Origin of the sequence: Rheinheimera pleomorphica (assembly GCF_011634895.1) — a bacterium.
In the GTDB taxonomy this organism is placed as follows: domain Bacteria; phylum Pseudomonadota; class Gammaproteobacteria; order Enterobacterales; family Alteromonadaceae; genus Alishewanella; species Alishewanella pleomorphica.
This window is the reverse complement of record NZ_SIRR01000003.1, coordinates 22,054-35,985: the sequence shown is the minus strand read 5'-3', so window position 1 is coordinate 35,985 and position 13,932 is coordinate 22,054. Positions and strand designations below refer to the sequence as shown.

The 13,932-nt window shown below is 54.7% G+C and carries 9 protein-coding genes; 2 read left to right on the top strand and 7 right to left on the bottom strand.

Annotated elements, in window-relative coordinates; translation table 11 throughout:
- Positions 1-54 precede the first annotated feature (54 nt).
- Positions 55-2,232 carry a M3 family metallopeptidase gene (locus EYB30_RS01335; RefSeq protein WP_166836241.1) on the top strand — a complete coding sequence of 726 codons (2,178 nt, stop codon included), beginning with the start codon at positions 55-57 and terminating at the stop codon, positions 2,230-2,232.
- A 174-nt stretch (positions 2,233-2,406) separates the two neighbouring features.
- Here the strand turns inward: EYB30_RS01335 and pmbA are convergent, their stop codons facing one another.
- A complete protein-coding gene (gene pmbA, locus EYB30_RS01330) occupies positions 2,407-3,753 on the bottom strand; it encodes a metalloprotease PmbA (RefSeq protein ID WP_166836239.1) in 1,347 nt (448 codons plus the stop codon).
- Between the two features lie 117 nt (positions 3,754-3,870).
- Here pmbA and yjgA point away from each other — a divergent pair, with 117 nt between their 5' ends.
- Positions 3,871-4,389 carry a ribosome biogenesis factor YjgA gene (gene yjgA / locus EYB30_RS01325; RefSeq protein ID WP_166836237.1) on the top strand — a complete coding sequence of 173 codons (519 nt, stop codon included), beginning with the start codon at positions 3,871-3,873 and terminating at the stop codon, positions 4,387-4,389.
- A gap of 160 nt (positions 4,390-4,549) precedes the next feature.
- Here yjgA and EYB30_RS01320 read toward each other — a convergent pair whose 3' ends face one another.
- The 6 genes from EYB30_RS01320 to EYB30_RS01295 form a co-directional block, all read right to left on the bottom strand.
- Positions 4,550-5,545, bottom strand: coding sequence for a branched-chain amino acid aminotransferase (locus tag EYB30_RS01320; protein WP_166836235.1), 996 nt, complete (start codon positions 5,543-5,545; stop codon positions 4,550-4,552).
- 177 nt (positions 5,546-5,722) lie between these two features.
- Complete coding sequence (tldD, locus tag EYB30_RS01315; RefSeq protein WP_166837613.1) at positions 5,723-7,162, bottom strand: metalloprotease TldD; 1,440 nt, start codon at positions 7,160-7,162, stop codon at positions 5,723-5,725.
- Positions 7,162-8,004, bottom strand: coding sequence for a carbon-nitrogen hydrolase family protein (locus EYB30_RS01310; protein WP_166836234.1), 843 nt, complete (start codon positions 8,002-8,004; stop codon positions 7,162-7,164). Before EYB30_RS01310 ends, tldD begins: the two co-directional genes overlap by 1 nt.
- Positions 7,997-11,887, bottom strand: coding sequence for a YhdP family protein (locus EYB30_RS01305; protein WP_166836232.1), 3,891 nt, complete (start codon positions 11,885-11,887; stop codon positions 7,997-7,999). The genes EYB30_RS01310 and EYB30_RS01305 overlap by 8 nt, the downstream gene beginning before the upstream one ends.
- Positions 11,887-13,353, bottom strand: a complete 1,467-nt coding sequence (gene rng, locus EYB30_RS01300; RefSeq protein WP_166836230.1) for a ribonuclease G — start codon at positions 13,351-13,353, stop codon at positions 11,887-11,889. The genes EYB30_RS01305 and rng overlap by 1 nt, the downstream gene beginning before the upstream one ends.
- Positions 13,350-13,925, bottom strand: coding sequence for a Maf family protein (locus EYB30_RS01295; RefSeq protein WP_166836228.1), 576 nt, complete (start codon positions 13,923-13,925; stop codon positions 13,350-13,352). Before EYB30_RS01295 ends, rng begins: the two co-directional genes overlap by 4 nt.
- Positions 13,926-13,932: the final 7 nt, after the last annotated feature.

Genomic DNA, 13,932 nt, shown 5'->3' with positions numbered 1-13,932 from the left:
TGCGCAGCCGCGCCATTATTATTACAATGTCTTACATCTTCCAGGGAGATACTCATGCGTAAAACGCTTATCGCCAGCGCTGTTGGCACCGTACTGGCACTCAGTGCCTGCTCTGACAACACAGCACCTTCACAAACCGACACCGTGCAAACCCAGCAACAAGCCGCACAAAGTGCCGATGTCACCGCCACTAACCCCTTATTGGTGAAGAGCATGCTGCAATACGAAGCGCCTAATTTTGCCGAAATTAAAGACGAGCACTTCTTACCGGCCTTCGAAGAAGGCATGAAACAGCACATGACCGAAGTGTTGGCCATTGCCAATAACCCGGAGCCGGCCACCTTTGACAACACCCTGGTGGCGCTGGAAAAAAGCGGTGCCCTGTTAACCCGTACGTCGCGCATTTTCTACAACCTGGCCGGGTCAGACTCGAACCCGGAGCGGCGCAAAATTCAGTCGGAAATGGCGCCTAAACTGGCCGCGCATTCAGACAATATCAACTTAAACCCACAGCTGTTTGCCCGCATTAAAAGCTTGTATAACCAGCGCAACGAGCTGAACCTGGACAGCGAGTCAACACGCTTAATTGAAGTGTACTATGAGCGCTTTGTGCGCGCCGGTGCTGAGCTGACTGAAGAGCAAAAAACCGCTATTCGTGCGTTAAACGAAGAGCATTCAAAGCTCACCACCCAGTTCTCACAAAACCTGCTGGCCGAAACCAAGAAAATCGCGGTTATTGTTGACACTAAAGAGCAGCTGGATGGCCTGTCTGACGCGCAAATTACCGCGGCCGCTAACGCAGCAAAAGACGCCGGTCATGAAGGCAAGTACTTACTTAACATTACCAACACCACACGCCAGCCGGTGCTGGCCCAGCTGAATAACCGCGAACTGCGTAAGCAAGTGTGGCAAGCCTCAGCTAACCGTGCGCAAAGCGGCGACACCGATAACCGGCCACTGGTGGCCCGTTTAGCCCAGCTGCGTGCCGAGCGCGCCAAGCTGTTAGGTTATGACAACTGGGCCAGCTTTGGCCTGGAAAACAACATGGCAAAAACGCCACAGGCCGTGCTGGATATGTTAGGTAGCATGGTGCCGGCCGTTGTGGCGAATACTAAGCTGGAAGCCGATGCGATCCAGGCAATGATTAAGCAAAAAGGCGGCGACTTTGAGCTGCAGCCGTGGGACTGGGAGTACTATGCCGAGTTTGTCCGTCAGGCCAAGTTTGATCTGGATGAAAACGAAGTTAAACAGTACTTTGAATTTGACCGGGTATTAAAAGACGGCCTGTTCTACACCATGAACCGTCTGTACGGTGTGACCTTTAAAGCCCGGCCAGACTTACCGACTTACCACCCGGATGTAGACGCCTACGAACTGTTTGACGCTGACGGCAGCAGCCTGGCTATTTTCTATGCCGACTACTTTGCCCGTGACGGCAAGCGCGGCGGCGCCTGGATGAGCTCATTCGTTGGCCAGTCACACCTGCTGGGCCAAAAGCCGGTGGTGGTAAACGTAATGAACATTCCTAAAGCACCAGAGGGTGAACCTACGCTAGTCAGCTATGACCACGTAACGACCATGTTCCACGAGCTGGGCCATGGCCTGCACGGCATGTTCTCAGACGTAAAATACCCAACGCTGGCTGGTACTTCGGTATCACGTGACTTTGTTGAGTTTCCGTCTACGTTTGAAGAAGACTGGGCTGCCAACCCGGAAGTCATTGCTAACTACGCCAAGCATTATCAAACCGGTGAGCCTATTCCGGCAGAATTGCTGGCGAAGGTCATGAAATCACGCAGCTTTAACCAGGGCTTTGATACCCTGGAGTATCTGTCAGCCGCGTTGCTGGATATGGAATGGCACTCATTGTCAGCCGATGAGCCACTGCAGGATGTTAATGCGTTTGAAGCGGCAGCCCTGAAGAAACACGGTGTCGATTTAGCCGCAGTACCACCGCGCTATAAGTCGACCTTCTTCTCGCACTCTATGGGCGGCGGCTATTCTGCCGGTTACTATGCCTATATGTGGAGTGAGATTCTGGCCGCTGATGCCTTTGCCTATGTGCAAAGCCAGGGCGGTCTGAAACTGGAAAACGGCCAGAACTACCGTAAAAACATTCTGTCAGTCGGTAATTCACGCCCGCCAATGGAGTCGTATAAAGCCTTCCGTGGCCAGGAGCCGACTACAGATGCACTGTTAATCCGCCGCGGTTTAAAAACCAAAGTAGATTAATGATGCAACTTGACGAACCGATTTGCTTACGTCAACACGCCGTGAACCCATCCCTGGGGGCTCGATTCGGCCATCCAGGCCTGCAACGGTTGACTTAAAGCAAGTCGATTCTCACTGCAGCTCTTACAAAAAAGCCCGGTTCGTATAACCGGGCTTTTTATTGCGTTGATTACACTAACTGCCGGCCACCTGCATCTGGCTGATTAACACCGAGCCGGTTAACACACCACCACGGCGGTCAATGTCATTACCCACTGCCGCTATTTGCATTAGCATATCTTTTAAATTGCCAGCAATGGTCACTTCCGCTACCGGAAACTGAATTTCGCCGTGCTCAACCCAAAAGCCGGCGGCACCGCGCGAATAATCGCCGGTTACAGTGTTCACGCCCTGGCCCATCAGTTCGGTCACCAGCAGGCCTTTGCCCATAGTGCGGCACAATTGCAGCAAATCTTCATCGCCGTGGCTGATTAACCAGTTGTGGATGCCGCCGGCATGGCCGGTGCTGGCCATACCCAGTTTACGTGCTGAGTAGCTGGTGGTCAGGTAAGTGGTTAGCACGCCTTGCTCTATCACCGCTAAGTCACGGGTTTTCACCCCTTCGCCATCAAAAGGGCTGGACGCCAGGCCCTGGCGGATATGCGGCTGCTCTGTGATCGTAATGCCCGGCGCCATAATTTGCTGGCCGACTTTATCCAGCAAAAAGCTCGACTTACGGTAGATGCTACCGCCACTGATCGCCGACACCAAATGGCCAAATAAGCTACTGGCAATATCGGCGCGAAAGATCACCGGCACTTTTTGTGTCGCAATCTGGCGCGCATTTAAGCGGGCCACGGTTTCCAGCGCGGCTTCGCGGCCAATTTGTTTCGGGTCCAGCAAATCCTGGTAGCGCCGGGCCACCGTAAAACTGTAGTCGCGCTGCATGTCGTCGCCATCTTCGCCGATCACCACGCAACTAAAGCTGTGGCGCGAGCTGGGATAACCCACCAGTTGGCCATGGCTATTGCCATACACCTTTAAACCGGTATGAGATGAAAACGAGGCGCCCTCTGAGTTGGTAATACGTGCATCACTGTCAAAAGCTGCCGCCTCGGCACTGGCACACAGCCGGATCGCGTCTTCAGTGCTGATGCTGTCCGGGTGATATAAATCCAGATCCGGTGGCGACATGTCCAGCCAACTGGCATCCGCTATGCCGGTATGCGGGTCTTCTGAAGTATAACGGGCTATATCGGCAGCCGCCTCCACCGTGCGCCGCAGCGCCTGCGGGCTTAAATCAGCAGTAGAGGCCGAGCCTTTGCGCTGGCCAAAATACAAACTGATACCCAGGCCGCCGTCCTGGTTAAACTCTACGGTTTCCACCTCGCCATGGCGGGTTTCTACGCTTAACCCCTTGGTGCGGCTCATCGAGGCCTCAGCCGTAGTGGCGCCCAGTTGCTTAGCATGCGCCAGCACCTCGGCCACCGCTTGTTTTACGTCATCAATTTCCTGCCAGATAGTCGGTTGTGCTTGTTGCATAATCTCGGTTCAGCCAAATTATTTGCTTCAAGCTTACCATAGTCTGTGTAAGCTGGCTGCTGCTGCGGCGCACTATCATGTATACTTAGCGGCATTATTGTTAAGAGTGAACCAAAGATGACCGATTTTATCCACGGCGATACCTGGGACGAAGAAGAAGGCAAAAGTAAGTCGCAGATAAAACGCGAAATGCATGAGCTGCAAAAACTGGGCGAAGAGCTGGTGGCATTAAGCGCTGCCGCCCGCGCCCGGGTGCCGCTGGACGACGAGCTAAAAGATGCACTGCAGCTGGCCGACAAGCTGGGCAACAAACGCGAAGCGCTGCGCCGCCATATCCAGTTTATTGGCCGCTTAATGCGCAGCCGTGATTTAGAACCGATAGAACAGGCACTGGCGCTGATCCGTAATACTAATCAGGCAGCGACACGACAGTTTCATAAGGTGGAACACTGGCGCGATAAGTTGCTGGCCGACAACGACGCGGTGACAGAATTTATTGCCCAGTACCCCGACGTTGATGTGCAGCAGCTACGCCAGCTGATGCGCAATGCGAAAAAAGAACAGGAAAAACAGCAACCGCCTAAAGCGTATCGCGAGCTGTTCCAGTTAATTAAACCACTGATTATTAAAGAATAACCTAATCTGACTGTAGGGGCGCATTATTGCGCCCTGATCACACAGCCAACATCGTGGGGCGCATTATTGCGCCCTGATCACACAGCCAACATCGTAGGGGCGCATTATTGCGCCCTAATCACACCCGCAATAAAAAGGGCGCAAATATGCGCCCCTAGGTTTAGCAGACTTTGGTTAACCAACCGTGCGTATCGGCGGCTTTGCCCCACTGAATATCATTTAGCGCCTGGCGCAGTGCATTAGTGGTGGCGCCACCCTGGCCATTGCCTACCTGATATTCTTTGCCATTGTGAATTAAAGTACCCACCGGCGTTAATACCGCCGCGGTGCCCGACAGCGCTGCTTCTGCGCCCGGCTTGGCCGCGCGCTCTAACAACTCATCTACCGTCAGTTCGCGCTCAGACACCTTCATACCGCGATCGCGCGCCAGTGTCAGGATAGAATCACGGGTAATGCCGTGTAAAAAGCTGGCATCCAGAGCCTTGGTAATCAGTTCATTACCGTCGATCAGCAAAAAGTTCGCTGCGCCGGTTTCCTGCACGTCACCATTAGGGCAAAACAGCACCTGATCGGCCTGTACCGCGGCACGGGCTTTCATAATGGGCTGCAACGCACTGGCGTAGTTGCCACCACTTTTTACCATGCCCATATGCGGGGCACAGCGGGCGTTGTCTTCCAACAGTAACCGCAAAGGTTTGGCGCCACCGGCAAAGTAATCGCCTACCGGTGATAACAGCACATATAGCATCGATTCCAGGCTGGGGGCCGCCGCCTTACCGATAGACGCTTCGGTACCGATATGGGTTGGCCGGATATACATGGAACCCGGCGGTGTTGGTACTTCGCTGGCATAACGGCCGACAATGTCGACAATCATCCGGCTTAACATTGCCGGATCAAATTTAGGCAGGGCCAGCAACGCGCTGCTTTGCGCTAAACGGGCAACGTTTTTGTCCATGCGGAAAATATACACGCTGCCGTCAGCATGCTTAAACGCCTTTAAGCCTTCAAAGCAGGTGCTGGAATAATGCAGTACATGCGCGCCCGGGTGCAGGCTAATGCTGTCAGTGGCGACAAACTGTGGTTCAGTCCAGCTGTCGTTGCTAAAACGGGAGAGGATCATCTCCGGCGTAAATACGGTGCCAAATGCTGCCATTTTGCGTTATATCCCTGTTAATGTTGTCTATTACATCCCAACTGAGTGTGCTAATCGGTCTGCCCTAAACCAACCGTTGGAGCCCCGGATGGGCGGAATCGAGCCTACAGGGACGTATTCATGGCGTGTTGGTGTGGGCTGCCGGTTAGCACACGGTCAGCAGGTCATTAAATAAATTTACTGCGTGCCACCTACAGTCATCGCATCCAGTTTCAGCGTGGGCTGGCCAACGCCTACCGGTACGCTCTGGCCTTGCTTGCCACAAACACCAACACCGGCATCCAGGGCTAGATCGTTACCCACCATCGACACCTGCTGCATTGCTTCCGGGCCATTACCAATTAAAGTTGCGCCTTTAATCGGCGCGGTAATTTTGCCGTTTTCAATCAGATAGGCTTCAGAGGCGGAAAACACAAACTTGCCCGAGGTAATGTCCACCTGGCCACCGCCGAAATTAGGCGCATAAATGCCTTTTTTCACACTGGCGATAATCTCAGTCGGGTCACTTTCACCCGCCAGCATATAAGTGTTGGTCATCCGCGGCATAGGCAGGTGCGCAAAAGACTCTCGCCGGCCATTACCGGTAGGGGCCACGCCCATTAGCATAGCGTTATGCTTGTCCTGAATATAGCCTTTTAAAATACCGTTTTCGATCAGTACATTATGCTGACTGGCTACGCCTTCATCGTCAACATTCAGTGAGCCCCTGCGGTGTGCTAGGGTGCCGTCATCCACTATGGTACACAGCTTAGACGCGACCTGCTGGCCAACACGGCCGCTAAAGGTGGAGGAGCCTTTACGGTTAAAGTCGCCTTCCAGGCCATGGCCTACCGCTTCGTGCAGCAACACACCGGGCCAGCCACTGCCCAAGACCACCGGCATAGTGCCGGCCGGCGCATCAATAGCGGTTAAATTAACCTGCGCCTGGCGTACGGCTTCACGCGCATAATGCTGCCAGCGCGGCTCGCCGTTTACCGTCTCGGTAAAATAGCTGTAGCTGGTGCGCCCGCCACCGCCAGCGCTACCACGTTCACGCCGCTCGCCCTGTTGCAATAGTACTGAACAGTTTAACCGCACCAGCGGCCGAATGTCGCTGGCGTAAGTGCCGTCGCTGGCGGCCACCAGGATCTCTTCATATACGCCGGATAAGCTCACCATCACCTGTTCGGCGCGGCTGTCCAGCGTACGGATATAGGCTTCTATCTGATGCAGTAAGGCCACTTTGTCGGTGTTGGTTAAACTTTGCAGCGGCTCGCACGGCAGGTAAATACTGCTGCCGCCACTCTTACTAAAAGCCTTAACGCTGCCCTGCTGGCCCTGGGCGGCAATACCGCGCGCTGCCGTCGCCGCTTGTTTTAACGCAGCCGTGCTGATGGTGTCCGCGTAGGCAAAACCGGTTTTCTCACCACTGATGGCGCGAACGCCAACACCACGCTCAATATTAAAAGAACCGTCTTTTACCAGGCCATCTTCCAGCACCCAGGATTCATGCACGCTGGACTGAAAATACAAATCAGCATAGTCCAGCTGATGCGCGAATAAATAGCCCAGCGTGGCCTGCAGATCTTTTTCTGTCAGGTCGGAGGCGGTGATCAGGTTCTGCTCTGGTGCAGTCATCATTTGAGCTCACTGTTAAAACGGTTATGCTGTGCCAGCGGCATTTTTTGCCGCAATACAGCGCAATCTGTTACATCAATTTGTGCTGATATCCAGCCTGGTGCCGTGCCAGCATCGGCTAATACGCGGCCCCAGGGGTCGATGATCAGGCTGTGGCCATAAGTTTCACGGCCGTTGGCATGTACGCCGGTCTGGTTTGGCGCCAACACAAAACACTGGTTTTCAATGGCCCTGGCCCGTAGCAAAGTATGCCAGTGCGCCTCCCCGGTAACCCGGGTAAACGCCGAGGGGACTGTCAGCAATTGCATGCCCTGGGCCATTAATGCCTGCATCAGGCCGGGAAAGCGCACATCATAACATACCGACAGGCCAAGCTTTAGGCCGTCCAGCTCAGCCAGGCTGATTTTTTGCCCGGCATAGGTGCTGGCCGACTCGCGGTAACTGCCGGTGCTGTCAGTTACGTCAACGTCAAACAAGTGCATTTTCTGGTAATCCGCCAGGATACGGCCATCAGGACCAAACAAGATACTGCTGGCACTAAAGCGGCCCGGATCCGGGCTATGGGTAGGCAAAGAACCGGCTAATAAAAATACGCCATACTGCTGTGCTAACGCAGCGCAGCGCTGCTGGATTGGGCCTTGCCCCAATGCCGCCTGATGCTGCAACTGCAGGCCGTCACCGCCGCCAAATACCGCAAAGCACTCGGGCAATGCCACCAGATGCGGCAGGCTGTCGCGGTACGCTGTGCTAAGCTGCTGCAGATATAGCGCCACCTGCGCCAGGTTTTGCTCTGGCTCAGGCGTGCTGTTTAGCTGAATGGCCGACAGCCGCCAGTTAACCATGGGGTTGTTTCCTGTCGGTGGCAGGCTGTTGTTCTGCCGGCAATTCAATAATGGCTTCTGGCTGGGCGACCCGCACCGGTACCGGCACTTCGGTGCTGTGGCGGTTTACTTCGGTCACCACCGGTTTGTCAAAGCTGCCGGTCACGGTAAAGTTAATTTTCGAGATCACCTCAGCACTTTGAAATACCTCGTCCAGCGCCAGCGCCGCCAGGCCGGTAGCCGGGTTGACCATCCAGGCGATAATCACCGGTAAACTGGAGGTCACCTTAGGCGCAAAGGCCATCTGGTAGTCCAGCTCTTTACTGACTAAATCGGCATAGCCCTGAATTTGCAAGTTACCCGGTACACCGTCAATGCTGGCATCGCTGGTTTGCGCAACGCCTTGTTCCAGCATCAGGCTGCCGGTCATGTTGTTATAGAAAAAGCCTTTGGCAAACACATCGCGAAAATCCAGCCGCAGTTTGCGCAGCAGCGAGTCCAGGCTGAAGATAGAAAACAGCCGCGAACCCTGATCACTCACTTCAGTCAAGGCGCCTTCACCCAGGCTGTAGCGCACTTCACCTGACAAGTCATCCAGCTGGTATTGATTTGGTGCACCGGGCCAGTTTAGCGCAAACTGAATGTCAGCACTGCTGCCAGCAATCGCGGAGGTCAGCTGAAACTCGTCCAGCATAGCGCCAATATTATTGCTTTGCAGCCGGCCGCTAAAGGTACTGTAACCGGCCGTACCGTCATCCTGCCAATACCCCTGTGCACTGAGCTGGTGTTTTTTGTAATTGGCCTGCAGGCTGCTTAACTGCCAGCGATCGCCGCTGCTATGTGCTTTGGCTTCAACCTGGCCAAAGCGGTAGTTCCCCAGGCTGCAATCGGCACAGCTGACGCTGATCGGAGGTAAGGCTAACAGCCAGCGCTGCGCGCTGAGTGCCAGCTTTTCAGTCACTTGCGCCGCCTCGGCACTGCTATTAACCTGCTGTGCCAATGGCAGGCGCAGATAGTCAAAGGTTGCCGTTATGCCCTGTTGCTGCCAGTCTTTACTAAATTGCCAGCGGCTGGCCAGCTCAGTGCTGTTAAGCTGCAACTGCCAGGCAGCTGCGCCCTGCTCTGCGTCAAATACACTGTTGTTTAGCCGGATACCCGGCGCAATATCCAGCAGGCCAATTTTACCGCGCACGGCGGCCAGCGGCGGAAACAGCCCGGTATTACCCGCCTCAGTGGCTGCAAGCTGCTGCTGGATCAGATCAAACCAGGCCAGAAAGTCCAACTGCGGCAAGTCAACACTGATACTAAAGTCGGCTTTGTTGCGCACCACCTCTGCCGCACCCAAGCTAAGGTGGGCATGGCTAAGCTGCTGGCTGGCGTGCTGCAGCATGGCGTTAAAATGCAGCTGGTCGGCATAGTTCAGTGCTATGGCAGACTGCGTACTGTCGCCGGTTAGCGTCAGCGTTAAGGCTGTCGTGCTATCGGCCGGTTTAGTATAGGGTGCCGGCAGCAGCAAGGCGGTATGCTGCAAGGTGCTGCCCAACTGCGCCTGATAATGTATGCCGCTATCGTTCAGTTGCAGCGCTAACTGCCCCTGCCAGCCGGTGTCGCCGGCGACTAAGGTTGCCGCCGGTGCATGCAGTGCCTGCAGCAGCTGCTGGCTGTTATGCTCACCACTGAGCAGCAGCGCCAGCTGATAGCCGTCAGCGTTACTGTCGCCCTGCAGCGCCGCTGTTATTGGCAAACCACGCCAGTTCAGCTGCAAGCCATCGGCGCTGATCTGTTGATTGTTAAAGGCTAAACGCCCCGTTAGCTGCTGAACCTGCAGCGCCGGCGCTTGTAAATTCAGTTCGGCACCGCTAAAGCCAACCTCGCCTGTCGCCTGCACGCCCGCCTGGCGTAAGCCTATTGCCAGCTTAACGTCGGCGTCTACCTTACCGGCCACGCCCAGATGCGCCAGGGTTTGCCCCAGCTGAGCCTTAAGTGGCGATTGCAGGATTAGCTCAGTCACGTCTGCCGCGTTAACCTGCTGCTTGATGGTAATATCCAGCGTGTCGGCGGCAAATAAATCCGCTATCTCAGCGGTTACGCCCTGTTGCAGCGCTATGCCCTGCAAGCTGCCGCCGTCTGACTGAATTTGCATCGCCGCATTTTCAAACCACAGTGTTGCGCTAAGGTCTTCCAGCAACGGCCAGTCGGGGGCAAAGGCAAACTGGCCCTGCGTTAGCCGGGCATCAACCTGGAACACCCCTTGCTGCTGGCGATACGGAAAATCGGCGACTTTACCCTGCCACAACATGCGGGCGTCACTTACCTGACCGGCCAGAATAGCGCGGCTTAAATAATCGCGGGTGGCCTCTGGCATATAGCGCTGCGGGTAATAACGATAAGCATTGGCCGCATCAAGCTGTTGCAGCCGTGCCAGAATTTGCAGTTTTTCATCCAGTTGGATACTGGCATCCAGCTGCAGATCGTCGCTGTGCAACTGCAGCTTAGGAATACTCAGCCGCCAGTGGGCGCTATCGTCCAACTGTAAATAGGCGGTGGCCGACAGCTGCTGATACGGCGTTGGCGCACTGAATAAGCCGTCCCATTGCAGCTCGCCTTGCTCAGCCTGCAGTGTCAGCCGCGATACGGTATCACTAAGCAGGAAGTCGCCCTGCAGCGCCTTGACGCCGGGGATATCACCCAATGGCTGCGACTGCAGCGCCGCAAAACGGCCGGCCAGTTGCCATTGCTCTGGCGTCACACGCCATTGCAATTGTTGTAAATGCCCGGCCGGCTGGTATGCCACTAACTGCTGCAACAGCGTTATATCATCGGCCAGCAAATGCGCCAGCGGCGTAATGGCATCCAGATAGACATTATCCAGGCTACCCAGCCACTGCCCTTGCTGATAATGCAGTTGTAATTGCAAGTCCTGCCATTGTTGCTGGCCAGCGGCTAAGGTCAATTCACCTGAGTACAGCGACCAGCCTTCGGCCTTGGGCAACCATAACAACTGGCCCTGACCCAGGCTGAGTTGCTGTGCTTCACCCTCGCGCTGCCAGCTTAAGCTGTTATCGGCCAATTCTACCTGGAACCGCTGCAGCAAGCCGCCGTCTATCCGCCCCCAGGCGGCAAAGTTAACACTGGCCTGTTGCAGTTTCTGGCTCGGCGGTAACATACTGGCAAACCAGGGCAGTACATCCAGCCGCTCGCTTTGCAGATATAGCTGGCCAAAGGCCGTTGCCAGGGTCTCGCCGTGTAAATCCAGCACAAAGGACACCGTATTGGCGGTGACACCGGCCAACGATAACTCGCCCGCGCCCTGATGGCGGTTGCCACTGTTATTCCAGTCCAGCTGTTTAATATTCAGCACCAGATCCGGCAGTTGCTGGTTTTGCAATACCAGCTGGCTGTCCGTCACCGAGAAATACGCCAGCTGTTTAAACAACAGGTTTTCCAGCGCATCCAGCAGCGGTGTGTTGTCTAACGGGTTTTGCGGCTCGTTGCCAAGCATGTCGCGGGCCAGAATGCTGCTGCTGTCCAGATAATATGTCAGGCCGTTCAGCTCAAAATGTTGTGCCGTTAGCTGCCGGTTTAGCAGGCTGCGCCAGAAGTCCAGCCGCACCCGGGTTTCGCGGATCTGCAACTGAACGTTTTGTTTGTCGTCAAACAGCTGCACCTGCTTTAACAGCAGCGCCGGGCCAAATTTCTGCCAACCTGCGCTGAGCTCACCAATTTGTACACTGGCGCCATAGCGGTCGCTAATGAGTTGTTCAATCCGATGCTTGTAGTTGTCGGCATAAGGCAAACTGTAGCGCAACACGGAAATCAGCACAGCCAGCAGTACCAGCAGCACCGCCAGTGCAAGCCAGACCTTGTGTAAACAATAAAAACACAGCCGCGTTGCTTTATGCACTACATCATCACCACGTCGAATTGCTCCTGCGTATATAAGGGTTCGGTATGAATACTGATCTGCTTACCAATAAACACCTGCAGTTCTGCCAGACTATGAAACTCATCATTGGTCAGCGCATCTTTGACTGCCGGTGACACATAAACCACAAATTTGTCGGCGGCGTAGGCCCGGTTTACCCGCACAATTTCACGCAGTATTTCAAAACAGACGGTTTCCACCGTTTTTAAACTGCCACGCCCCTCACATACTGGACACTCAGAGCAGAGAATATGTTCCAAACTTTCGCGGGTTCTTTTGCGGGTCATCTCAACCAACCCCAGCGCCGAGAAGCCGTGAATATTGGTTTTTGCCCTATCCCGCGCCAGTGCAAGCTCTAAGCTGTGAAACACCCGCTTTTTATGCTCACTGCTTTGCATATCAATAAAGTCGATAATAATAATACCGCCCAAATTACGCAGCCGCAGCTGGCGTGCTATTGCCTGGGTGGCTTCGGTATTGGTATTAAAGATGGTTTCTTCCAAATTACGGTGACCAACAAAGGCGCCGGTGTTCACGTCTATTGTCGTCATCGCTTCGGTCTGATCGATAATCAGATAGCCGCCGCTTTTTAGCGGCACTTTGCGCTCCAGTGCGCGCTGAATTTCGTTTTCCACATCAAACATATCAAAAATCGGCCGCTCACCGGGGTAGTACTCCAGCAGTGGCGATAAATGCGGAATAAACTCTTCGCAAAAGGCCGTCAGCTGGCCAAAGGTTAACTTGGAGTCAATGCGGATCCGTTCCAGCTCAGCGCCGACAAAGTCGCGCAGTATGCGATAGGCCAGCGTAAGATCCTCATAGACTACGCCTTCTTTACGGGTTTTTTGCTTGCGTTTAATGACCTTGGCCCAAAGCTTTTTCAAAAAGCGGGCATCCTGCGCCAGTTCTTCTTCTTTTGCACCTTCAGCCGCGGTACGCACAATAAAGCCGCCGCTGTCATCCAGATACTGGCTGACAATATCTTTTAAGCGCTGGCGCTCGGTGTCGCTTTCCAGCCGCTGCGACACGCCAACATGCGGTGAGCCGGGCATAAACACCAGATAACGCGATGGCAGCGTAATATCGGTGGTTAACCGCGCGCCCTTGGTACCCAGCGGATCTTTCACCACCTGCACCAGCAGATACTGCCCCTCGCGCACCAGTACACGGATATCTTTACTGACCGCCGGTTTGCCGTCCAGTTCGGCCAGTGGGTCGTGTTGCACGATATCGGAGGCATGTAAAAACGCGGCTTTATCCAGGCCGATATCAACAAAAGCAGCCTGCATGCCCGGCAGCACCCGGCTGACTTTGCCCACATAGATGTTGCCCACCAGCCCCAGCTTGGCCTGACGCTCGATATGCAGCTCCTGCAGCACGCCGTTTTCAATTAATGCCACCCGGGTTTCGCTGGGGGTTACGTTTAGCAGTAATTCTGCACTCATGCTTGCTCCTGCCACTGCTGCAATAACTGTTCAGTTTCACACAAGGGTAGCCCAACCACGCCGGTATAGCTGCCATTAATACGCCGGACAAACTTTGCCGCCAGGCCCTGAATACCGTAACCACCGGCTTTGTCCTGCGGTTCACCGCTGTGCCAGTAGTGGTCTATCTCGTGTATCTGCAGCTGACGAAAGCAAACATCGGTCGTCACCAGCTGTGTCAGGCAGCGCTGGTGGTTAAGCAGTGCTATGGCTGTCATCACCTGATGACAACGGCCGGACAACAGCTGCATAGTGCGGTTAAAGTCGGCAAAGTTGGCCGGTTTACCGAGGATTTGGTTATCGGCCACCACTATGGTATCAGCCCCCAGCACTGGCATCGGCTGGCTTAAACGGGCTAAGCCGGCACGGGCTTTTTGCTGGGCCAGACGCTGTACATAGGCCACGGGTGTTTCGCCCGGCTGTGGCGTTTCATCAATATCAGCGCTCACCAGGGTAAAATTAACACCCAGCTGGGCCAACAATTCACGCCGGCGTGGAGAAGAAGACGCTAAAACAATATCGGGGTAGCTCATTACAAAG